The 22879-nt window shown below is 60.9% G+C and carries 22 protein-coding genes; 10 read left to right on the top strand and 12 right to left on the bottom strand.

All coding sequences use genetic code 11. The features are described from left to right. Positions 1-42 precede the first annotated feature (42 nt). On the bottom strand, positions 43-1629 hold the full coding sequence (gene murJ / locus C7S18_RS13850) for a murein biosynthesis integral membrane protein MurJ (RefSeq protein ID WP_106892127.1): 1587 nt from the start codon (positions 1627-1629) through the stop codon (positions 43-45). A 110-nt stretch (positions 1630-1739) separates the two neighbouring features. On the opposite strand from murJ, the gene rpsT reads away from it, so the two are divergent. Continuing rightward, positions 1740-2003 (top strand): 30S ribosomal protein S20, encoded by a 264-nt coding sequence (gene rpsT / locus C7S18_RS13845; RefSeq protein ID WP_106892126.1) that lies wholly within the window; start codon positions 1740-1742, stop codon positions 2001-2003. An 80-nt stretch (positions 2004-2083) separates the two neighbouring features. Here the strand turns inward: rpsT and cgtA are convergent, their stop codons facing one another. From cgtA to C7S18_RS13810, 7 genes are all read right to left on the bottom strand, one after another. Continuing rightward, positions 2084-3121 carry an Obg family GTPase CgtA gene (gene cgtA / locus C7S18_RS13840; protein WP_106892125.1) on the bottom strand — a complete coding sequence of 346 codons (1038 nt, stop codon included), beginning with the start codon at positions 3119-3121 and terminating at the stop codon, positions 2084-2086. A gap of 79 nt (positions 3122-3200) precedes the next feature. Next, the gene (gene rpmA, locus C7S18_RS13835; protein ID WP_106892124.1) at positions 3201-3461 is read right to left on the bottom strand and encodes a 50S ribosomal protein L27; all 261 of its coding nucleotides are present in this window, start codon (positions 3459-3461) and stop codon (positions 3201-3203) included. A gap of 30 nt (positions 3462-3491) precedes the next feature. Beyond that, positions 3492-3803: a 50S ribosomal protein L21 gene (rplU, locus tag C7S18_RS13830; protein ID WP_106892123.1), complete on the bottom strand. Its 312-nt coding sequence runs from the start codon at positions 3801-3803 to the stop codon at positions 3492-3494. A 118-nt stretch (positions 3804-3921) separates the two neighbouring features. After that, the gene (rpiA, locus tag C7S18_RS13825) at positions 3922-4563 is read right to left on the bottom strand and encodes a ribose-5-phosphate isomerase RpiA (protein ID WP_106892122.1); all 642 of its coding nucleotides are present in this window, start codon (positions 4561-4563) and stop codon (positions 3922-3924) included. Positions 4564-4566: 3 nt separating this feature from the next. Further along, positions 4567-5019, bottom strand: a complete 453-nt coding sequence (locus tag C7S18_RS13820; protein ID WP_106892121.1) for an EVE domain-containing protein — start codon at positions 5017-5019, stop codon at positions 4567-4569. A 10-nt stretch (positions 5020-5029) separates the two neighbouring features. After that, entirely contained in the window at positions 5030-5614 is a 585-nt protein-coding gene (locus tag C7S18_RS13815; protein WP_106892120.1) for a 5-formyltetrahydrofolate cyclo-ligase, read from the bottom strand. Next, complete coding sequence (locus C7S18_RS13810; protein ID WP_240623896.1) at positions 5611-6753, bottom strand: S1C family serine protease; 1143 nt, start codon at positions 6751-6753, stop codon at positions 5611-5613. Before C7S18_RS13810 ends, C7S18_RS13815 begins: the two co-directional genes overlap by 4 nt. Before the next feature lie 162 nt (positions 6754-6915). Between C7S18_RS13810 and petA the strand changes: the two genes are divergently transcribed. The 5 genes from petA to C7S18_RS13785 all read left to right on the top strand — a co-directional run bounded on the left by petA (position 6916) and on the right by C7S18_RS13785 (position 10901). Continuing rightward, on the top strand, positions 6916-7521 hold the full coding sequence (petA, locus tag C7S18_RS13805) for a ubiquinol-cytochrome c reductase iron-sulfur subunit (RefSeq protein WP_106892119.1): 606 nt from the start codon (positions 6916-6918) through the stop codon (positions 7519-7521). Then, on the top strand, positions 7518-8762 hold the full coding sequence (locus tag C7S18_RS13800) for a cytochrome b (RefSeq protein WP_106892118.1): 1245 nt from the start codon (positions 7518-7520) through the stop codon (positions 8760-8762). The genes petA and C7S18_RS13800 overlap by 4 nt, the downstream gene beginning before the upstream one ends. Further along, positions 8752-9510: a cytochrome c1 gene (locus C7S18_RS13795; RefSeq protein WP_425481077.1), complete on the top strand. Its 759-nt coding sequence runs from the start codon at positions 8752-8754 to the stop codon at positions 9508-9510. The genes C7S18_RS13800 and C7S18_RS13795 overlap by 11 nt, the downstream gene beginning before the upstream one ends. Positions 9511-9705: 195 nt before the next feature. Continuing rightward, complete coding sequence (locus C7S18_RS13790) at positions 9706-10380, top strand: glutathione S-transferase N-terminal domain-containing protein (RefSeq protein WP_106892116.1); 675 nt, start codon at positions 9706-9708, stop codon at positions 10378-10380. Further along, a complete protein-coding gene (locus tag C7S18_RS13785; protein WP_106892115.1) occupies positions 10377-10901 on the top strand; it encodes a ClpXP protease specificity-enhancing factor in 525 nt (174 codons plus the stop codon). The genes C7S18_RS13790 and C7S18_RS13785 overlap by 4 nt, the downstream gene beginning before the upstream one ends. On the opposite strand, the gene C7S18_RS13780 is transcribed toward C7S18_RS13785, so the two are convergent. Then, positions 10894-11670, bottom strand: coding sequence for a DUF8198 family protein (locus C7S18_RS13780; protein ID WP_106892114.1), 777 nt, complete (start codon positions 11668-11670; stop codon positions 10894-10896). The genes C7S18_RS13785 and C7S18_RS13780 overlap by 8 nt on opposite strands. Before the next feature lie 324 nt (positions 11671-11994). Between C7S18_RS13780 and C7S18_RS13775 the strand changes: the two genes are divergently transcribed. Beyond that, a complete protein-coding gene (locus C7S18_RS13775; protein ID WP_106892113.1) occupies positions 11995-13236 on the top strand; it encodes a patatin-like phospholipase family protein in 1242 nt (413 codons plus the stop codon). Positions 13237-13261: 25 nt separating this feature from the next. On the opposite strand, the gene C7S18_RS13770 is transcribed toward C7S18_RS13775, so the two are convergent. After that, positions 13262-14101 (bottom strand): carbon-nitrogen hydrolase family protein, encoded by an 840-nt coding sequence (locus C7S18_RS13770; RefSeq protein ID WP_106892112.1) that lies wholly within the window; start codon positions 14099-14101, stop codon positions 13262-13264. A 153-nt stretch (positions 14102-14254) separates the two neighbouring features. Between C7S18_RS13770 and C7S18_RS13765 the strand changes: the two genes are divergently transcribed. Continuing rightward, complete coding sequence (locus tag C7S18_RS13765; RefSeq protein WP_106892111.1) at positions 14255-14506, top strand: SemiSWEET transporter; 252 nt, start codon at positions 14255-14257, stop codon at positions 14504-14506. A gap of 63 nt (positions 14507-14569) precedes the next feature. On the opposite strand, the gene C7S18_RS13760 is transcribed toward C7S18_RS13765, so the two are convergent. Both C7S18_RS13760 and C7S18_RS13755 read right to left on the bottom strand, forming a co-directional pair. Then, positions 14570-15160, bottom strand: coding sequence for a DUF2239 family protein (locus C7S18_RS13760; protein ID WP_106892110.1), 591 nt, complete (start codon positions 15158-15160; stop codon positions 14570-14572). Between the two features lie 137 nt (positions 15161-15297). Beyond that, entirely contained in the window at positions 15298-16785 is a 1488-nt protein-coding gene (locus C7S18_RS13755) for a M48 family metallopeptidase (RefSeq protein ID WP_106892109.1), read from the bottom strand. A 623-nt stretch (positions 16786-17408) separates the two neighbouring features. Between C7S18_RS13755 and C7S18_RS25145 the strand changes: the two genes are divergently transcribed. After that, positions 17409-21587: a S8 family serine peptidase gene (locus tag C7S18_RS25145; protein WP_146151919.1), complete on the top strand. Its 4179-nt coding sequence runs from the start codon at positions 17409-17411 to the stop codon at positions 21585-21587. Positions 21588-21842: 255 nt separating this feature from the next. Then, on the top strand, positions 21843-22871 hold the full coding sequence (gene hrcA / locus C7S18_RS13745) for a heat-inducible transcriptional repressor HrcA (protein ID WP_206208041.1): 1029 nt from the start codon (positions 21843-21845) through the stop codon (positions 22869-22871). Positions 22872-22879: the final 8 nt, after the last annotated feature.

Here is a 22879-nt window from a genome sequence, read left to right as displayed (position 1 = left end):
GCGCATAGTGGCGACCTGAAGCGCTCGAATCGGCGTTGCCGCTTACTGTTCGACCCGAGTTGCCGGGTCGGCCTTCGAAACCGGTTCCCGCAAGTCCCGTGCACGAATGCCAAACGCCAGGCCACAGAGTGTAAAGACCAGCGCGCCGGCGGCTACCAAGCAAAGACATGCGAGCAATCGGTTGGACCAATGCAGTGCCATCAGGTCACCAACAAGGGGCCGAAGAACATGAAGCGCGATCGCCATCGCCACGGCAGCCAGCATGGCCTTGAGCGCAAAGCGGTGAAGATCGGTTCCCGCAATGTAGAGGCCCTGCTGACGAAGGTTGCGATACAGCCACCATGCATTCAGCGTGCCAGCCATGGCGGTCGCGCAGGCGATGCCGGCATGGGCGCGCGGCACACCGAGCTTCCACAGTGGGGTGACGATCAAGATAGTCAGCACGACATTCGCGATCACGGTGTGTACGGCGATACGCATCGGCGTACGCGTATCCTGACGGGCGTAGAACGCCGGCAACAGCACCTTGCTCGCCATGAACGCAGGGATGCCCAGGCACATCATCTGTACCGAGATGGCAGTCATTTGCACATCTTCGGCCTTGAACTTGCCGTAGCCAAAGAGCGTCGCCGTCAGTGGCTCGGCGACTGACGCCAATCCGACTGCAGCGGGAATCGCAATCAGCAAGACCGCCCGCAGACCCCAATTCATTGCCGCCGCAAATCCGGCGTGATCCGTGTCGGCGAAGCGTGCGGACAAGTGCGGCAAAATCACGGTGCCGATCGCAACGCCAAACAAGCCCAAAGGGAACTCGACCAGGCGGTCTGAGTAGTAGAGCCAGGATTGCGCCTGCACGGCGAGTGCGGCTGCGAAGATCGTGCCGACCAAGAGGTTGATCTGCGCGACCGATGACGAAAAAATCGTCGGCAGCATCAGCTTGAACACCCGCTTGACGCCCTCGTGCTGACGGTTGAATCGAAACCGCGGCATAACCCCAAGACGCCGCATCGCCGGCCAGAGCAGCAGCATTTGCGCCGCGCCGGCGATGACCACACCAAACGCCAGCGCTTTTTCCGGCACAGCGAAGTAGCGAGCGAGCACGAGCATCGCGAAGATCACCGACAAGTTGTGCAGGACCGGAGCGAATGCGGGCAGGCCGAAGTGCCGAAAGCTGTTCAGCACCGAGCCGGCAAGGGCGGTCATCGAGATGAACGTCAGATACGGAAACGTGATTCGGAGCATGTCGGCGACCAGTTCCGTCTGGGCGCCATGGTCCCCAGCCAGAATCAGGAACAGACGCGCCAGCAACGGCGACAGCAGCATGCCGAGTCCGGTAACCACGACGACGGCGGCGAGCAGGGCGCCCGCAATGTGGTCCAGGAAGTCCTGCAAGGCCTTTTGATCGCCTTTCTGCCGGAGTTCGGAGAGCACGGGCACAAAGGCGGAGGCAAACGAGCCTTCAGCGAAGATCCGGCGGAGGTAGTTCGGGATACGATACGCGACGACAAAGGCGCTGACGGCCGGCCCGGCCCCAAACAGGCTGGCCTGGAGCGCGTCGCGGGCAAAGCCGGCAAGGCGGGACAGCAGGGTAAAAAAGCTGAAAACCAGGCTGGAGCGAAGTAATTTCATGCCGAAAACTGGGTTTTTCCTGAAGGGTGGCGGGTCTCTGGGTTGACGAATCGGCCAATGCTCACCATACTTCGCGTCCTTTTTTCAACCCCTGATCCCGGAAGAGTCCTGTGGCCAATATTAAATCCGCCAAGAAGCGCGCGCGTACGTCGGAGAAATCCCGTCTGCATAACGCCAGCCAGCGCTCGATGATGCGTACTGCTGTCAAGAAAGTCCTGAAGCTCGTGGAAGCTGGCGACAAAGCTGGCGCCGCTGAAGCCTACAAAGTTGCCGAGCCGCTGCTCGACCGTTTCGCCACGCGCGGCCTGATCCACAAGAACAAGGCTGCCCGTCACAAATCTGCGCTCACCGCTCAGATCAAGAAGCTGGCCTGATCGCCCTTTGGTGATCGCTGCAAAAAAAGCCGACGCGTGCGTCGGCTTTTTTGCTGCCTGGAATTTGCGGCCAGCGCGCATCATCCCGCGCGCTTGTCCAGCTCGTCCTGGCGTTGCTTGTCCAGGAATGCCATGGCCTTCTTGGCAATCGCTTCAGTGCCGTCGCGGGCAATGCCAGAGATCGCGAACCACGGCTTTTTCCAACGCAGGCGCTTCAGGATGTCCTGGATGCGATCTTCGCGTTCGTCCTCCGGGATGAGGTCGATCTTGTTCATGACCAACCAGCGCGGGCGTTTGGACAGCTTGGCGTCGAAGTTCTTCAGTTCGCGCTCGATGATCTTGATCTGTTCAACCGGATCCGTGTCGTCGAGCGGCGCGATATCGACCAGATGGAGCAACAAGCTCGTGCGCGACACGTGCTTCAGAAACTGAATGCCAAGCCCGGCACCTTCGCTCGCGCCTTCGATCACGCCCGGGATATCGGCAATCACAAAGCTCTTCAGCGGCCCGACGGAGACCACACCCAGATTCGGGTGCAGCGTCGTAAATGGGTAATCCGCCACTTTCGGCGTTGCCGCCGACACGGCGCGAATGAACGTTGATTTGCCGGCATTGGGGAAGCCCAGCAGGCCCACATCGGCGAGCAGCTTCAGTTCCAGGCGAATTTCGCGTTCCTCACCCGGCTGGCCGGATGTGGCCTTCTGTGGCGAGCGGTTGGTCGAACTCTTGAAGTTAACGTTGCCGGCGCCACCGCGGCCGCCGCGGGCGACCAGCAAGCGTTGACTGTGGGTCGTCAGGTCGCCGATTTCTTCTTCCGTTTCGACGTTGGTGACGACGGTGCCAACCGGCACCTTGATGACGATGTCATCGCCACCACGCCCAGTCATTTCGCGCCCGGCGCCGTTCTCGCCGCGCTGGGCGGCAAATTTGCGCTCATGGCGGAAATCGATCAGCGTGTTCAGATTCTCGTCGGCTTCCAGCCATACGTTGCCACCCGCGCCGCCATTCCCACCATCGGGGCCGCCGAGGGGAATGAACTTTTCGCGCCGGAAACTCACGCTACCGTTGCCGCCGTTTCCGGCTGCAACATGGATCTCGGCTTCATCGACGAATTTCATGACGGGGATTGTCCTTACAACTCAAACAAAGAAAAAGCCCCGCGCGTGGCGGGGCTCTTTCGAAATGCGGGCAATGGCCTTAGGCCGTGCGCACGCTGATGGTGCGGCGACCACCATTCGGACCCTTGGTGCTGAACTCGACCACGCCGTCTGCCAGAGCAAACAGGGTGTGATCGCGGCCCAGACCAACGTTGGTGCCCGGATGGAACTGGGTGCCACGCTGACGGATGATGATGTTGCCGGCTTCAATCGCTTGACCGCCGTAAACCTTCACGCCGAGATACTTTGGGTTGGAGTCGCGGCCGTTGCGGGAACTGCCTACGCCTTTCTTATGTGCCATGACGAATACTCCTAGCTAACCAGACCGCGATTACTTCGCGATGCCAGTGATTTGGACGAGGGTGTAGTGCTGACGGTGACCCATCTGCTTGCGATGGTGCTTGCGGCGGCGGAACTTGACGATCTTGACCTTGTCGGCCCGACCGTGTTCCTTGACCGTCGCCGTGACCTTGGCGCCAGCGACCGTCGGCTGGCCGACCGTGATGGCATCGCCATCGCCAATCAGGAGCACCTGGTCAAACGTCACTTCCGAACCCGGGGCGGCGTCGAGCAACTCGACCCGCAGGGATTCGCCCTGCATCACGCGGTATTGCTTACCGCCGGTAACGACTACTGCATACATTTGGCTATACCTCTGTGGTTATTCTGTGCCAAAAAAGGCGTGCGAGCATAGCTGGCGGCGCGAACCGCCGTCAATAACGGCGCCTGAACGGCCGCCTTGGCTTAGTCAAGTGGCTGTTTCAGAAGACTTTCTGGTCACCGACGATCACCACATCGGCCGGTCTTCTGGCAAATAGACCAACCGTCACAACACCCGAAATCTGATTCAGCTCGGTTTCGAGACCCACCGGGTCGACGATTTGCAGATTATGCACGTCGAGCACCCAGTTGCCGTTGTCGGTGGTCACCCCTTCACGCCAGGCTGGTTGGCCACCGAGTTTGACCAGTTGCCGGCCGACGTAGCTTCTTGCCATTGGCACGACTTCGATAGGCAGCGGAAACTTGCCGAGCACCGAAACGAGCTTGCTTGGGTCTACGACGCAGACGAACTTCTTGCTGGCCGCAGCGATGATCTTCTCGCGCGTGAGCGCCGCACCGCCTCCCTTGATCAGGCGCTTGTGCGCGTCGCATTCATCGGCGCCATCCACATACAACGCCAGATCGCCCGTGTGGTTCAAGTCGAACACCGGAATGCCGGCGGCTTTCAACGCCGCGGTACTGCGCTCCGAACTCGACACGGCACCTTCGATCCGGTGCTTTTGTTCGGCCAGCGCGTCGATGAAGAACGCCACCGTCGAGCCGGTGCCGACACCCACAATCATGCCGTCTTCGACGTAGTCCATCGCCCGTTTGGCGGCAGCCTTTTTCCCTGCATCACTCATAACTCACTCCAAATTCAAAATCAGGGCCCACTGCTCGGCGGTCACCGGCAGAATCGACAAGCGGTTGCCGCGCCGCGTCAGCGCGAAATCGCCGAGGTCGTCGCGAGACTTGAGCTCATCCAGCGTAATCGTGCGCTTCAACTTTCGCGAGAAGCCGACCTCCACACAGACCCAGCGCGGGTCGGCAGCGCTGCTTTTCGGATCGAAATAATCGCTTTCCGGATCAAACTGCTTGGCATCGGGCTTCGCCTTGCTCGCAATCTTCAGAATGCCAACGATGCCCGGTGTCTCGCAATTCGAGTGGTAGAAGAAACCGAGATCGCCGACTTTCATGTTGTCGCGCATATAGTTGCGTGCCTGGTAATTGCGCACCCCGGTCCACGGCTCGGTTTTGACGCGCTTCAGGTCGTCGATCGAGAATTCCTCAGGTTCGGATTTGAACAGCCAGTAGTTCATGGTCGCCTAATCAAGGAGCGGAAAAAGGTTGGCAGGCCAAGCATGTCTGCTCGGTCAGCACATGGTGGAGCGGAACGTCCCAAGCTGCAGGCACCAGGGCAGGGACTTCCTGCGCCGCATACGCAACCCCGACACGTCTTGGCGCGGTCGACCCAGCGAGCGTGCGGTCATACCAGCCACCACCGCTGCCCAGACGATTGCCTTGGCGATCGAAGGCTGTCAGCGGCATCAGGATCACGTCCAAATCGGCAGCAGTGCAGGCGCTTTCAGTGGCTAACGGCTCGGGGATGCCAAAACGATTGACTCGAACGGCATCGCCGGCTTTGAACCGGGCAAACCGAAGGGTCTGATCGGCATGCAGAATGGGCAGGAAATATTGCGCGCCGGCCTTTTCGATTCCGACCTGCGCAATCAGCATCGGCAATTCATACGGCAGCGACCAAAAGCCGGCGACTTTGAGTCCCGGTTTCAGCCAGCCGGTCTGATCCAGCTGGCGGGCGACGCCCGCTGCAGCGCGCATGCGAACCTCGGGCGCAAACGCCCGCAGCTTGGCGCGCATCTGCCGACGCAGGGTGGCGCGATCGTCCGTGCTCACTGGCGCCGACCAAATCCGTTGGGACGCTTCACGACGGTCACTTCCGAATCGAACGGCACGCCGGCCCGACTGCCCCGGATCTTGATCTTGGTGCCAGGCGCAAGCGCTGCTTCGATGGCGCGGAGCTGGCTCAAGCTGTTGATGTCCTGGTCGTTGTAAACCCTGATGACGTCGCCGGGTTGGAGTCCGCCGACCTCGGCCGGGCCACCGGGCAGCGTCAGCGACACCATGGCGCCACGCGGCGCGTTGTCATTGATCCAATTGGCGGGCGTATCGGCATATTCTGCGCCGATCCAGCCGCGGATCACTTCGCCGTGCTCAATCACTTCGGCCAGAACCCGCTTAGCCGCTTCGGCCGGAATTGCGAAGCTGATCCCCTGCGCCTGGCCGAACTGGGCCGTATTGATGCCGACCAGTTCGCCCCGGGCATTGACCAACGCGCCGCCAGAATTGCCCGAATTGATGGCGGCGTCGGTCTGGATGAAGTCTTCGAAGCGGCTCAGACTCAGTTGGTTGCGGCCCTGGGCGCTGATGATGCCGAGCGTCACGGTTTGGCCGATGCCGTAAGGGTTGCCAATCGCCAGTACCACATCGCCGACCGCCTGGTTGTCACTTTCGGCCACCTTGACCGTGGGGAGCTGGCTACCGTCGATTTTCAGGACCGCGAGATCGGTCTCCCGGTCGGCGCCGATGAGCTTGGCGCTCGTCACCCGGCCGTCGAACAGGCCAACGAGGATATTGCTGGCATTCGAAATGACGTGAAAATTGGTCAGCAGATACCCATCGGCCGACATGATGACGCCCGAGCCCAGGCTTTGCTCCAGCACTCGTTGCGGACTGATGTTGCCAAAACGCTGCAGCATGGGGTCGCCGAATACCCGGCTGGGAGCCTGCACCACACGTTCGCTATAGCTATAAATGCTCACCACCGCGGGTCCCGCCGAGTTGACCGCCTGCCGGTAGCTCTCGGGGGCATTCGCGACAACGGTCTGAACCGGCGCCGGGCCACTGACTGGCGCCGCTCCGAACCGGTCGGGAAAGAACCGGGTGACGACAAAGGCCAGCGCCAGCCCGGTAATGGCGGCCTGGACGAGAAACATCGCAAAGCGCAGCGCGCCGCCGGATTCGTTGGAAGACATGCGGGCATTGTGCCAATCGGCGGCCCTGACGCCAAACATTTTGTCAGGGCCGCCGCATTTGGAAAGCCGATTGAAGCGTCGCGAGCCGATCAGCTAAACTCTCGCTGTTACGATTGAGCGATCAATCGCCTGAATTCTTATTGGTTTTTTCTGGAGTGCCTTATGGCCGAGCAAGGGGTAGACAAAGGTCGCCGCCGGTTTCTGACCGCGTCGACAGCCATCGTGGGAGGCATTGGCGGTGCGTTCGCCGCAGTGCCGTTCGTCAAGAGCTGGACGCCCAGCGCCAAGGCACAGACGGCCGGTGCGCCAGTCCTCACCGACATTTCCAAGTTGGAAATGAATGCCCGCAAGATCGAAATGTGGCGCGGCAAGCCGGTTTGGATCATCCGCCGCTCGCAGGAAGTCCTGGACGCGTTGCCTTCCCTGGATTCGCGCCTGCGCGATCCGGATTCGACCAACGAAGAGCAGACCCCAGAATTCGCCAAGAATGCGTATCGTTCGATCCGCCCGGAAATCCTGGTACTCGAAGGTGTCTGCACGCACCTCGGCTGCTCGCCGCTTTACTACCCGGAAATGATCCCGCAGGGTTTTGACACCGAATGGAAGGGCGGCTTTTATTGCCCGTGCCACCAATCGCGTTTTGACTCGGCCGGCCGCGTCTTCCAGGGCGTCCCGGCGCCGAGCAACCTGCGCGTGCCGCCTTACCACTTTGTCACTGATACTCTGATCGAGATTGGCGTGAAGCCGGCGGAAGGAGCTGCGGCATGAGCTTGGTCACTAAGGTCATCGACTCCGGCTACAACTGGGTCAACGAGCGCGCCCCGGGCGCAACCGCGTGGTGGAACCGTCACGCCGCCCAATATTACGCGCCGAAGAATTTCAACTTTTGGTACTACTTCGGCTCGTTGGCGCTGCTGGTGTTCGTCAACCAGATCGTTACCGGCATCTGGCTGACCATGAACTTTCGCCCGACGGCCGCTGATGCGTTCGACTCGGTCGAATACATCATGCGCGACGTGGAGTGGGGCTGGATCATCCGCTACATGCACTCAACCGGTGCGTCGCTGTTTTTCATCGTCGTCTATCTGCACATGTTCCGCGGCCTGATCTACGGCTCTTACAAAAAGCCGCGCGAACTGATCTGGCTGCTCGGCGTGGTCATCTTCCTCGCCCTGATGGCCGAAGCGTTCCTGGGCTATGTGTTACCTTGGGGCCAAATGTCGTACTGGGGCGCCCAGGTCATTACGTCGCTGTTTGGCGCCGTTCCCGTGGTCGGCGAGCAACTCGTGGAGTTCATCCGCGGCGACTACCTGATTTCGGAAGCCACGCTGAATCGCTTCTTCGCGTTGCACGTCGTCGCGCTGCCGTTTGTGCTGGCCGGGCTGATCTATCTGCACCTGATGGCCCTGCACGAAGTCGGCTCGAACAACCCGGACGGCGTTGAAATCAAGAAGGTCAAGGGCAAGGACGGCAAGCCGCTCGATGGCATTCCGTTCCACCCGTACTACACCGTCAAAGACCTGTTCGGTGCGAGCTTCTTCATCATGATCGCGGCGTTCATCATCTTCTTCGCGCCGACGATGGGTGGCTGGTTCCTGGAGCATGACAACTTCACGGCCGCGAACCCGATGGTGACCCCGGCGCACATCAAGCCAGTGTGGTACTTCACGCCTTATTACGCGATGCTGCGCGCGATTCCTGACAAGCTGCTTGGCGTCATTGTCATGGGCGGTGCGACGTTGATTTTCTTCCTGCTGCCCTGGCTTGACCGTTCGGAAGTCAAGTCGATCCGCTACCGTGGCCCGATCACCAAGATCATGATCACGCTGTTCGTCATCGCATTCGTGATTCTGGGCTGGCTCGGTACGCGCTCGGGCGCTGAATCCTGGGAAAAGCCGCTCGCGCTTGGGCTGACGATCTACTACTTCGCGTTCTTCTTCACCATGCCGATCTGGAGCAAGATCGACAAGACGAAGAAGGTCCCCGACCGCGTCACCTTTGAACACTGAGTCCGGAACCGCCATGAAAAAGTTTTTGATCTCTCTGTTACTGGCGCTGTGTTCGTTCAGTGTGTTCGCTGCAACGGAAGGCGCCGCACTGCAAGTTTCGGGCGCCGATTTGAACGACAAGGGTTCGCTGCAACGCGGTGCCAAGTACTTCGTCAACTACTGCCTGAGCTGTCACTCGATGAAGTACATGCGCTATTCGCGCATGGCGGAAGACCTCGGCCTGCAGGAGGAGGAGGTGCAGCGTTGGATGAACTTCACGGGCGCCAAGTTTGGTGAGCCGATGGTGGTCGCCGCAAAGTCGGAAGACATCAACAAGTGGGTCGGGGCCGTGGCCCCGGATCTCTCGCTGACTGCGCGCGTCAAGCACGGCGGTGCCGACTGGATCTACACCTACCTGAAGTCCTTTTATGTGGACGGCAAGCGCCCGCTGGGCTGGAACAACTCAGTGTTCCCGAATGCCTCGATGCCAAACCCGCTGTGGGAGCTGCAAGGCGTGCAAGTGGCTGAAATGGGCAAAGACGCCCATGGCGCGAACGTGGTCGAAGGCTTCCAGTTGGCGAGCCCGGGCAAGCTCAGCGCCGAAGAATTCGACGCTGTGGCCCGTGATATTGCCAACTTCATGGAGTACGCCGCGGAGCCGGCGGCCTTGAAGCGTCAGGCCATTGGCGCCTACGTGGTGCTGTTTCTCGCGTTCCTGACATTTGTGGCGTGGCTGCTCAAGTCGGAGTACTGGCGCGACGTGCACTGACCGCTCCAGCGCATCAGCGTCTCGACAAACCCGGCCTCGGCCGGGTTTGTTTTTTCCAAATCAGTGACTTGGCGCCAGATCGTTCGGGCAGCCTGCGCCCCGGTTGAAAATCTGACGTTCTGACCATTGCAGCTTGGGAAATGTTCGGGCTAGTCTCCGAGCCAACGGTGCGTCCGCACCGGTGGGAGGTCGGCCATGAGCAGTCTCACCCCCGCTTCCAGCCTTGCGCGCCGTCGCGCCCCAACGGCAGCGCGTACCCGAGTTGTGCTGACGCTTTACTCGGGCAAGGACGATCTTGATAGCCACCGGGTTCGAATCCTGCTGGCGGCAAAGGGCGTGAGCCATGAACTGGTTCTGGTGGAGCCCGGCAACCTGCCAGCGGAATTGGTGCAGTTGAACCCCTACCACAGCACGCCAACGCTGGTGGATCGAGATTTGGCGATTTACGAGGCCGACCTGATCGGCGAGTACCTCGAAGAACGCTATCCGCATCCGGCGCTTTTGCCGCTCGATCCGCAGGGTCGGGCCCGCGTGCGCCTGAGCCTTCGGCGCATCGAGCGCGAATGGCTCAGTCTGGTGGAGCCGATCCAGAGCGGCAACAAGGCTCAGGCAGATGGCGCCCGCAAGAAGCTGAAGGAGGGCCTGCTGGCCGCCGTGCCGGCGTTCAAGGCGTCGAAGTTCTTCCTCAATGCCGAGATGACCGTCGCCGATTGCGCGTTGGCCGCCCTGGTGTGGCGTTTACCGGCACTTGGCGTGCAATTAGGGCGGGAAGGTCATGCAGTCTTCGAATATGGCGAGCGTTTCTTCCGCAATCCAGCCTACAATCGCAGCATGACTGACTTCGAACGCGCTTTGCGCACGCACGTATGAGTAAGGATGCTCTTCCCCCGGTTACCAGCAACCGGCCGTATTTGATTCGGGCGATTTATGACTGGATCGTCGACAACGGCCAAACGCCGCTGATCATTGTCGATGCGCGCGCGCCGGGCGTCATCGTGCCACCGCAGTCGGTGCGCGATGGCATCGTGGTCTTGAACATTTCCATGACCGCGACCGGTGAGTTGGAACTCGGCAACGATCTGATCCGCTTCAACGCGCGCTTTTCCGGCGTCAGTCGTGGCGTCCAGGTTCCGGTGGCAGCCGTCATGGCGATCCGATCCCGCGAATACGGCCTTGGCATGGTGTTCTCGCCAGATCTGGTCAATGATGACGACTCTGACGCTGGCGACGCCGATGCCACCGAACTGAGTCTGGGTGCTGCACCGACTGCGTTTGCGGCGGAGCCGGTGACCCAGGCAGTCGCCGAAGAATCCGATCCGCTACCGCTACCGCCCGCGCCAAGTACCGACCCAGACCGACCCAAGCGCGGCCATCTGCGCGTCGTCAAGTAGTTCTTGGGGTGGCAGCGCGAGGGCTGCCCGACGCCCCGTTCGGCGGGGCCTGTCGCTTTGACCGGGTTTGACCAAAGCCAAAGGGATCGGCGTGCTGGTTCAGCAGGCGCTGCATGACTTGCCGCTCGCCTTGCTCAATCGTCCGCAGAAAGTGATCGGCCGGCCCCATATGTCGGAACGCCGCGAAGCCGCGCTCCAGGAAGGACTGTAGCTGGCCAAAGCCGGCACCACGGGCCGGGCCGCGGGCGAGCTTCAGCACACCGAGAATCAATGGCACCTTGACCAGTCGCTCCAACTCGCGACCCACATCGACGATCAAGTCGATTTGTCGGTGCCGAAGTGCCTCATCGCAGCTGGCGCGATAGGCTCTGGCATAGGACTCGGTATCAATGCTGGGGCCGGGCAGGTGTTCGCACAACAGAAGATCCTGCTGGTGCGAAATCAGATCGAGTTCCAAGGCGCCATTCAGCGCCACGAGCGCTTTTTCCGGCAACCACCGGACCATGGTCGGCAGCACGCGTGTCACGTCGCGGTCGCGCCAGCTAACGTCACCACTGCCATAGAGATCGGACAAGAAGAACTCGGCCGCCGGTTGATATCGGTCGTCCGCCAACAATCCCGTGAAGCTTTGGCCCAGCCGTTCCGATTGCCACCGCTTCAACGCAACCAGCAGTGGCGCGTCGTTGCGCTCGTCATGATCAGGCGAACGCGCCTTCGCCAGGGCGTTCAGCGTGTCTCGGAGTTTTTCACCAGTCTCGTGTCTGCTCATGTGTCTCATTATGGGGCTTGATCCCGGCGAGCAAAGTCTCGATGGGTTATCGGTTCAGGTGCCAGCAGCTATTCACCTTGCGCTCGAATCAGTTGCGGGTTCAGAGACTTAATTGCTCGCGAAAGCCAGCGGCACGCACGGCAGTCGCGCTCTGCCGACAGGCTCGGCGCAATTGTTCACAACCGCGGGGATGCCAGCGTCAGTCTGAACGGCAGCAGCGTTGCGGCATTGCCTGGTCGCGCCCGGTACTTGTTCCGGGCGACTGGAGCCCACACTCCGATCTGGACGAATACAATCGGTTGGTTCCCCAAGCTCCGGATACTCATGCTGACGCTGCAACCCACGCTGAAACCGCGCCGTCGTAAGGCCAAGGTGCAAAAGATCGGTCTCGCTGTCGCTGGTGGCGGACCGGTGGGAGGCATGTATGAGTTGGGTGCGCTACGCGCGCTCGACGAGGCCATTGAAGGCCTCAGGTTGACGGATCTTGAGGTGTACGTCGGCGTCAGCTCGGGCGCTTTTCTGGCGTCTGGACTCGCGAATCAACTCGCCACGGCGGACATGTGCCGCATCTTTCTGACTGACGATCTCGCCCAAGGACGATTTCGGCCCGAGGTGTTCCTGCGGCCGGCGTTCCAGGAATACCTGCGCCGTGCTGCGGCCATTCCGCAGATGATCGGCTCCTGGATGCTCGACATCATCCGGAACCCGGACGACAACAAATGGACCGATGTGGTTGGTCGCCTCGGTGCGATCATTCCCACCGGGTTGTTTGACAATGCCGAGATCGAGCGCTTTCTCCGTACGATTTTTGCGAGCTTTGGGCGCAGCAACGATTTCCGCGAGCTCGCGCATCGGCTGTATGTAATCGCGGTGGATATCGACAGTGGCGAAGCCGTGCGATTCGGATCTCCTGGGTTTGATCATGTGCCGATCTCGCGCGCTGTGCAGGCCAGTTCGGCGCTGCCGGGCCTGTACCCGCCAGTCGAGATCGACAAGCATTGGTATGTCGACGGCGCGCTGCGGCGAACGTTGCATGCATCGGTCGCGCTCGATGCGGGCGCGGAGTTGGTGTTCGGGATCAACCCGCTTGTCCCATTCGATGCAAGCATGGCGCTGCGCAATGGCTTGCCGGTGCCATCAAGCCTGATTGAGGGTGGGTTGCCAGCGGTGCTGTCACAGACCTTCCGAACCCTGCTCAAGTCGCGCATGCAGGTTGGGCTGGACAAGTATCAAACACAATATGAGCATGCCGATATCGTGTTGTTCGAGCCGCGTCCCGACGACACCAGCATGTTCTTCACGAATGTCTTCAGTTATGAGAGCCGGCACAAGCTCGCGCAGCATGCTTACAGCTCGACGCTCGCTGACTTGGCCGCGCAGGCTGACAAGCTGCGACCGATTCTGGCGCGCCATGGCCTCAGTCTTCGCGAATCGGTGATTCACGATCGTGATCGCGATCTGCTCGATTTTCTCGGCCAGCGGCCACCACGCAAGACGTCTGTCACGCTCAGGTTGCGGCACGCGCTCGATGATCTGGAGCGCAACCTCCAGGCGCGTGCGCGGTGAAAAGACCCGGCCGCAGGGCCAAGGCTTAACGCCAATCGCGGTGATTCAACACTTGGCCGTCTTGGCGGACCGCATCGACTTTGTCGAAATCGAGCTCGGCGATCAGGAGTGTCGGCGCATCGATTTCGGTTTGGGCGATCACCCCGTTGGCGGGAAAGCCGCGATCGGGTGGCCCGTACAACGCCGCGGCCCCATGGTTCTCGTCGATCGCTGGTGAACTGGGCAGATCGCCGATTGTGTGGGTCACGAGCACGTAGCACTGGTTCTCCAGCGCCCGGGCTCGGCAAGCCACTTCGACGCGATGATAGCCATGCATGCTGTCGGTGCAACTCGGCACGCAAATCAGATTGGCACCGTCCTTGACCAACTCGCGGACCAGCACGGGGAACTCGCTGTCATAGCAAATAGCCACACCGAGGCGGCACGCACCGAGATCGACCACCAGCTGGCCCTGACCCGCAGAGACGCCCCAGGACTCGCGCTCGAAGCGCGTCATATTGAGCTTGTATTGATGATGGCGACGACCATCGGCCGTCGCGATCGTGCAGCGGTTGCGGAACTGACCGTCCGCGTCTTGGACGGGCAATGTGCCACCGACGATGCATAACTGGAACGCGCGGGCCAGCTCGGACAGTGCGGCCTCGTACTGCGGCACGATTGTCTGCAACGCGCTGAGCTGCGCTTGCAGGTCGCTCTTTATGGGTTCGGCAAAGATCGTCGCCAACTCCATCGCATGGTACTCAGGGAGCAGCAGCAATTGGGCACCCTGCTCGGCAGCCGCGGCCGCAAGGCCGCGCAGCTTGGCAAGAAAAGACGAGAAGTCGGCGTGCGCCGAGACGCCGTAGGCAGCAGCAGCAACAATCATGGCTGCATCTTAACAGGCGTTTTAGAGCCGCGCGGTAAGGCCGATGCGCCGTTGTGATCGACGTTTGCAATCGAAATCATGAGGCCTTTGATTTGCAGTCTCGTATGATGCAGAGGATCCCCGTACTGGGCGACATGGCCCTGGAGCAGTTGCATGGATGCAGAACTCGTTGGTTATCTCGCTGCGGTCTTGACGACATCTTCGTTCCTGCCGCAGGCATTGAAGACACTTCGCACGCGTGATGTCAGCGGGATCTCGCTCAGCATGTATTGCCTGTTCGTCAGTGGCGTCTTGCTGTGGCTCGTTTACGGCGTGATGCGGCAAGCTTGGCCAATCATCATTGCCAATGCGATCACCGCTGTGCTCGCGGGTAGCGTCCTGGTGTTGAAGTTGCGGCATCGCTGATGCATTGCCACCGATCGGCAGTCTGGCCCGCCCATCATCGTCGGCGGGCTTCGATCGTCTGGTTCACGCTGCCGCATCCGCCAGCTTGAGCGCATGTCGCGCCACATCGTGCGGCCATGCAGTCAACAGTGCCCGAACTTGCTCCAGATCATTGGCGAACAACGCGCGCGTGGCCGCCTCGAAATTTGGCAGATCGCCCGCCATCGCTTGCATGAACTGATACGCGCGAGCCTGGGCAGCGCGCAGTCGATCCTTATCGGCATGGGTACGGCGGGCGTCATCAACCAGTCTGCGCAACGTGACCGACGCACCGCCGGGTTGCGAATTCAGCCAATCCCAATGCCGGGGCAGCAAGGTCACCTCGCGTGACACGACGCCCATTTTCGGCCGGCCGCGTCCGCGTGTTTCGGATTCGGAATCTGGCGATGTTGCCGCCGATGCTGGCTCCTCGAATCGCGCGACGAGTTCGGAATCGGTGCCTCGCAGGTCGATATCGATGTTTCGGCCGGTCTGGTCATCAAACAGCAGCAGCGGGTCGGCAGTGCGCGCGTCGGCGGCTTGTCGAAGCGCCAAGGCATTGACCAGCAGGGGACCTGAAGCGATCTGGCGGGTACCGCTGAAGCTCGTGAAGGTGGGATGGCGGCGTTCGGACATTGGGATCTCGCAACAAGGAACCCAAATTATACCCGGGTGAAAATATCCGTCAATAGTACCCGGGTAAAAATGTCCGCATCGGCCTGCCAACCCTTGTTGGCTGGCTGCCGCCGCCGACAGCCAGCAACCGCCGATCCCTAATTCGCGGCGCCATCCGCCTCGGTTGGAATCGTGTCGGGCGATGCCGCGTCGGGGCTGGTGTCGCCAATCTGACCAGAGTCGTCATGTTCTGAATCCACGCTTGGCGCAGTCGAAGGCGTTGCGGCGCGATCCCGCAAATCCTTGGCGACCAAATCTTGATTCTCGGCCAGCCACTGCATCGAACGCAGCACGCGGTCGTAGCCGCTCGGGTGGTCGTAGAAAATGACCTCTTCCCAGGGACCTGGATGAATCTTGCGGTACGTCGACAGGCGCATCGCCGCCATCGCAAAACCATGTGGCTCGCGCGCGGCGTTCAAGCCATACATGTCGGCCTCCGCTTCGGCTTGGCGAACCACGGAGTTCAGCAGCGGCGACGCCGCGTACATGAACAGCGACAGGATCGCCAGCGCCAGCGGTAGCCCGGCCGGATCGGCGCGATCGGTGATACCAAAGCGCGCGCCGAAACGGGCCAGCGACCAGTCCATCAGGCGATGCACCACGTAAAACCCGATCGCGAGAATAAGCGTGAAGTACACCGTCAGACGCAGGCCGTGATTCAACACGTAATGCCCCATCTCGTGCCCCATGACCGCCTTGATCTCGGGCAGAGACGTCTTGTTGATCAGGTTGTCGTTCAAGCTGACCTGAGTGGTATTGGCAAAGCCGGAAACGTTGGCGCTGATCCGGGTCGTTTGCTTTGAGGCGTCGAACCACACCACATTGTCGGTGGGAATCCGGTTTGCCCGGGCGAGGGAAAAGATCGCTTCCTTCATCTCGCCTTCTGGCAATGGTTTGTAGTCGTTGAACAGCGGCGAAATGAAGACCGGCGCAATCATGTTCAACAGCAAAGCGAGCCCGAAACTGACCACGGCGGTCGCCTTCCACCAGTTCGCGCCCAAGCGGCGCACGCCGAGGTACAAGACACCAATTAATGGCGCACCCAGCAGCAACCCGATCAACAGGCCTTTCAGACGATCGCCCAGCCAATCACCATAGTTTTGAGTCGCCAGACCATAGGCATGCTCGCGCATGAATCCGAAGTAGCTGTCCCAAGGCAGGTTGATCAGGTTCATCACGACGAGCCACAGCACCGCATAGGCGATGGCGGCGAGTGTCGGCCGCTTGAACCACTTGGCGGCCAGTTCGCGCATGGTTCGCGACAGGCCACTGAACAGTAGGAAGGCCGCAACGGCAAGGCCCCAGAGCAGACTGAAAAAGTCGACCCAATAGCCGCCTTCGAAGTACGCATCCGACTTGGCCTTCTGTTCGGAAGACTGTAAGTCCAAATACGCAGCCGTCGCGCGATCCACAGCAAACGCTGGCCCCGGTTTCGCCGCATCCGGAATCTGCAGGCCGGGTGGAAAATCCCGGCTCACGGCCGCGGCACTGGCGGGATTTGCCGCTGCAGTCGAATCCTGTGCGTGCACCCACGCCATAACAAACAGCAAGACGAATGAGAGCAGAAGTCGAAGCAAAGCGGCCATGGCGACATCCTGAGTGTGAGGGAGCCGCGCGACCTTGACCGAGATGTCCTGTCAGGTCAAGTACGAATCCTTCACGAAAGTCGGATGCGTGATCGCTCGCCGCGTGGGTTGCGACGTCGACTTCTGTTGGTCAAGTCAATGCGCTGACTGATACGCATGTTTGAATGGGTCTTCTGTATGCACGTTCTTGACAACCGCACGAATACATTTGAAAAATCGGGGATCATCGACGTGCGACGTGCGCCCTGCTTCAGTGGGTCGCGACTGTGCGTCGTGGACGCAGTCCCGTTGCACGGAAGCGTGCTGCCAGGATGGGTTTGTGCAGACACTCAGTAGCGAGAGACTGAATCAGTCCACTCAGGACTTGAAGGCTCACGCTGAGTCCGGCGCGGGTTCGGACGCTGCGTTCCAGAATCGATCACTGGCGTGCTTGATTCTGGGGCGGGGCATCCTTAGCCCCCATCGCCTCTGAACGTGTTCAGAAGGTCTTTGATGATTTCTGTTTGGCGCGAGTGTGGATGATCAGGACGAGCATGGGTCTGTAGCGTGTTTGGGCAATGCCGTTTGGTGACCATGCCAATCGGCTTCGGTATTTTCTATTTGGGAACTGAGGAGTGTTGTTCGTGAAAACAGCTGTGCGATTGTTATGCACTATTGCCGCCTTGGGTCTGCCATTTGCCGCGGCGGCCGCGGCGATTCAGCCCACGCCGGGCGCCCCCGTCGCAACGGACTCGATTGACGAATTGCCGTTGGCCGACGAACACGGTCGCGTCGCGGTCTTCGTCGAACTCGCTTCCCCGCCGAGCGCCGTGGTGTATGCGGCCACGTTGGGCGGTGAGAGCACCCCGAACCGTATTGTCGCCGCCGGTGCCGCATCAAAAACCCATGCGCAGCGCCTCAAAAGCGAACAGGCTTCGTTCGCGTCCCGCCTGCAAGCCTTGAATCTGACGCATACCGAAATCTTCCGTACACACCGCGCGGTCAATGGCTTTGCGATCCGCATTCGTCCGGACCAAGTCGACGCTATTCGCAAACTGGCCGGCGTCAAGCGGGTCGACGTGATGGTCCCGCACGAACTCCACAACCAGACCAGTGTGCCATTCATCGGCGCGCCGAATACCTGGACTGCGACCCCGACGTTCGCGAGCGGCGCAAAGGGCGAGGGCATCAGCATCGGCATCATTGATACCGGTATTGACTACCAGCATCCGAATGTCGGTGGCACGGGCGTTCTGGCCGACTATCAGGCCAATGATCGTGCGGTGATCAGCGAAACCGGCGCAGCGGCGTTCCCGACCGTTCGTGTGGTCGGCGGTACTGACTTTGCGGGCGATCTCTACACGGGCGCCAACGCGCCGTCGCCGGATCCAGACCCGATGGACTGCAATGGCCACGGCTCGCACGTCGCGGGCAGTTCCGCTGGTGGCGGTGTCAACGCAGACGGATCGCCCTACACGGGCCCGTACAACAACACGGCCAATCTGGGTGCGCTGCGCATTGGTCCAGGTGTGGCGCCGCGCGCAAACCTGTATGCCTTGCGCGTTTTCGGTTGCGGCGGTTCGACGAATCTGACGCCCCAGGCGATCGACTGGGCGACCGATCCGAATAACGACGACGATCTGAGCGATCACCTGGATGTGATCAACATGTCGCTGGGCTCGAACTACGGCAGCGCCTTCGATGCCAGCACGATTGCCTCCGACAACGCCGCAGCAATCGGTGTCATCGTCGTGGCTTCGGCCGGCAATGCGGCCGACACGTATTTCATCAGCGGCAGCCCAGGCGCGTCGCAGCGGACTCTGGCGGTAGCGAACTCAGTCGACAGTCAGTTTGCCGGCGCCAAGATCCAAGTGAATGCCCCAGCACCGATTGCCGGCTCGTATCAAGCGGGCGCGAATGCGATGACCGACACCAACGGTGCGACCCCGATTCCTCAGGCGGGCGGTCAGACGGGCAATGTCGTGTTGGCTGTCGACGCAACGGCGCCGGTAAACGATGGCTGCCAAGCGCTGACCAACGCGGCGGCGTTGGCGGGCAATGTGGCGCTGATCGATCGCGGTACCTGCAATTTCAACGTCAAGATTGAGGCCGCGCAAAATGCGGGCGCCCTGGCGGTTCTGATTGCCGACAACTCCGGTGATCCCACCACGCCTGCGCTTGGTGGTGCGGCCACGATTGACCTGACGATTCCGGCCATCCGCATCACGCTGGCGTTGGGCAATGCCATCAAGGCGCAACTTGGTTCCGGCAATGTCAACGTGACGCTCCTGGCAGCCAATGCCGGCGACACGTTGAATGTCAGTTCATCGCGTGGCCCGCGGGGCGGCGGCGGTGCGCAGATCCTGAAGCCGGACATCGCCGCGCCTGGCACGTCCATCACATCGATGCAGACGGGCGTCACGTGTACTGGCACCGCGCCAAGTACGGGTTGTCTGGTGGCCAATGCGTCGGGCTTTCTGGCTGCCGGTCAGACCTTGATCCTGTCCGGAACCTCAATGGCCGCGCCCCATATGGCCGGTGCGGCGGCGCTGGTGCGCCAGCAATTCCCGACACGAAGTGTTGAGGAAGTCAAAGCGACGTTGATGAATGCTGCGAACCGCAAGGTCACGATTGGTGCGGATTTGACCGGCGAGACCTTCTCCACTGCGCGTATTGGCAGTGGTCGTACCGAAGTGCATGGCGCGTCACTCAATACGATTGAAGCGTTCAATGCCGACGAGCCCGGCGTGGTGTCGCTGGCGTTCAACATCGAACCGACGACGAGCAACTTCAGCGCCAGCAAGTCGGTCCGGCTGGTCAACCGCGGCACGACCGACCGCAACCTGACGCTGGAAGTGCTGAGTGTCGTCGACGCCCCGGGCGTCAGTTTCTCTTTGCCGCAGAGCTCACTGACGCTGGCTGGCAGCTCGACGGCCACGGTCGATGTCATCGTGAACGCCAATGCCACGCAAATGGACCGTTCGTTCGACCCGACCCTGTCGCGGACCCAGTCGGGCCAGAGCGGCGGATTTTCGACTTCCTATGTCAACGTATCGCGTCACTTCTTGAGCGAAGAGTCGGCCATTCTGGTGATCAAGGAGGGCGCGGTCGAGGTGGCGCGGGTGCCGATGCTCTCGGCCGCTCGTCCGCATTCGACGCTCAGTATGCCAAGCTCCATTTTCACGGCGGGCAACCCGAACAGCAACGGCGCGCTACCACTCTCCGGACAGGATGTGTGCACCGGCACGCCGGGTGTCGGCACGTGTTCCGGCAGCTTCCTGGTCGATCAGGTGTCGTTGATGACGCCCGTCGAACTGCAAGTCGTGTCGCCGCGTGACCCGACGATTCCCGACTTCAACGATTTGAAGTACGCCGGTGTGCATTTCGACGCGACGGCCAACGTGTTCATTTTTGGCGTGAGCACCTGGGGCGAATGGAAGACGCCGGGCAACGCAGCCGTGAATATCTGCGTCGACACAGACGAGAACGGTGCGTATGACCGCGTGCTGATGCTCGGCGACATTGGTCAGCAGAACCGCTTGCTGCTCAGCACCGCTACCGGCCAGGACGTGTTTGCCGTCTCGCGAATCGTGGCGCCGAGCTCGATTTCGGTCGGCGGCACCGCGCCATTCCTGAACATGGTTTCCGCTGCAGGGGCCGACACAGCGATCTACAACTCGAACATCATGTACGCAGCGGCCTCGCCAACGGAGCTCGGCCTCGTCAATCCGGACTTGGCGTTCCGTTGGGCGGTCGCCACGTGCCCAGGATTCCTACCATGGTGCGCGCGTGACCTAGCGGTTTGCGGTCCGGGCGCGTCCTTCACGTTTGATCGAGCGCCAGGCCCGTTCACTTACAACGGCGCGGCAAAGGGCTTCGACTTCACGTTGGCTGGGGCGTCGTCCAACCTGTTTGCGCTGAATAATGCGACCTACTCAGTCGGCTGGAACACCACGAATCTGAACACCAACAATTCGATTGGTGCGTTGTATCTGCTGAATCACAATGTCGATGGCACGCGCGATCAGGTCGTGTTGCTCGACACCGCCGCGAGTTCGCAATTGAGTGTCGCCGCAACGGCCAGTGCCCCGAGTATCGCGCAGGGCGGTGTGCTGACGATCACCTATACGGTGGAAAATCAGGGCAGCACCGCGGCATCTGGTGTCAGCGTCGTGGTCGAAGCGGATGCCGGTCTCGTGTATCAGTCGGACGACGGCGTTGGCGCGTTCAACAGCGCAAACGGTGTCTGGACGGTGGGTAGCTTGTCTGGCAACTCGAACGCCACGTTGACCGTGACCTATCGGGTGGACGGCGCGGGTGCGCAGAGCGCCAAGATTCTGCTCAGTGCGGCGACCCCCATCGACAATACCGGCGCGAATAATCGGGCGGTGGCCACCGTCAACGCAACGCGCGTGGCGGATGTCGCCGTGCAGCTGAGTGCCAGTGCGACGGCAGTGAATCCTGGTGACAACGTCGTGTTTGCGCTGACGCTCACCAATACAGGACCGAGTGACGCGCTGACCGTCAATGTTGCCGAAACGTTTGCGGAGTCGGGCCTCGCAAGTCTGGCGCCGGCGTCGTTTACGGCGACCGACGGCCAGTACAACCCGAGCACTGGTCTTTGGACGTTGCCGCAACGGGCGGTGAATGCTGACGCGTCGATTCTGCAGCTGACCTTTGTGGCGCCATCAGACGTGCCGACGATGACGCTGCAAGCGACGGCCACATCGACGACGGCAGATTCTGATTCGGCGGACAATAACGACAGCGAAGTCGTGGTCGTGCTGATTGATCCGCTGTTCTCGAACGGTTTCGAAAACTGATCCACGCCATCAGCAATCCATGGCCGGCCACCTGCGAGGGTGGTCGGCCGTTTTTTTGGCCGAGCGCTTGGCGTAGGCGCATTGGATCGCTTCACCTTGTTGGTACGGGGCTTGTGCGCCGCTTGGACCTTCGCGAGGGTGCGATCGGTAATCCGGCTTCACGTTGTGCCGGCTCAGTGATTGCAGGAACGTCGCAACCCAGGCACCATGCGCAGATGATTCCGATGCTGTGACATGCGCCGTTCCCGTCAGGACTTGCTCGATCATCGTGCCCGCCATTTGTTGCGGGCGCTGATCGGCCAATACATTCAAGATGGTGAGCCAGTCGGCTCACGCACCTTGGCGCGTGCGTCAGGGCTGGATCTCAGTCCGGCAACGATCCGCAATGTGCTGTCCGATCTGGAGGAGCTTGGTCTGATTCGCGCTCCGCATACCTCGGCGGGCCGAATCCCCACCGCTCAGGGCTATCGCTTGTTTGTCGATGCGCTGCTGGAGCTGAAGCCGCCGAGTCATGATGAGGTCGAACACTGGCAGCACAATCTGCACAGTGGTCAGAGCACGCAAGACGTGCTGCAGCAGGCATCTTCGGTCCTCAGCCAACTGACACATTTCGTTGGCGTCGTGACCGTGCCAAAGCGCAGTCAGTTTGCGTTCCGGCAGATCGACTTTGTGCGCTTGGCACCCAATCGGTTGTTGGTGATTCTGGTCTTTACCGACAACGAGGTGCAGAACCGCGTCATTGAGCTGCCGCGGGCTTACACCCCGAGCGAGTTGGAAGAGATCGCCAACTTTCTGAATGCCAATTACGCCGGCCGGTCGTTGGATGAGATCCGGACGCGGCTGGTGGGCGATTTGCAGGCTGCGAAAGACTCGATCGACCGGCTGATGCGTTCGGCCATCGAAATTGCCGACGCGTCATTCCGGGTCGACACCGAGGCAGAAATGCTTCTGGCCGGTGCCACGAACCTGATGGCGCAACCAGAGCTCGCCGATCTGGAGCGCCTGCGTGAGTTGTTTGAAGCCTTTCAGCAGAAGCGCGAGCTCGTGCGCTTGATGGAGCAGTGCATCCACGCGGACGGCGTGCGTCTGTTTATTGGCGAAGAGTCTGGTTTTGCGCCGTTGGGGCAATGCTCGGTGATCACGGCACCTTATGGTGCTGCCGGCAAAGTGCTCGGGGTACTGGGTGTGATCGGGCCGACCCGGATGGCCTACGACCGCGTCATTCCCGTCGTGCAGACCACAGCCCAAATCTTGTCCCAGTCTTTGTCGCGAATATCGGGCTGAACACCAGT

This window comes from Ahniella affigens (genome assembly GCF_003015185.1).
Taxonomy (GTDB): Bacteria; Pseudomonadota; Gammaproteobacteria; order Xanthomonadales; family Ahniellaceae; genus Ahniella; species Ahniella affigens.
Note: the sequence above shows the minus strand (reverse complement) of the source record. Positions and strands in the feature narration are given on the sequence as shown.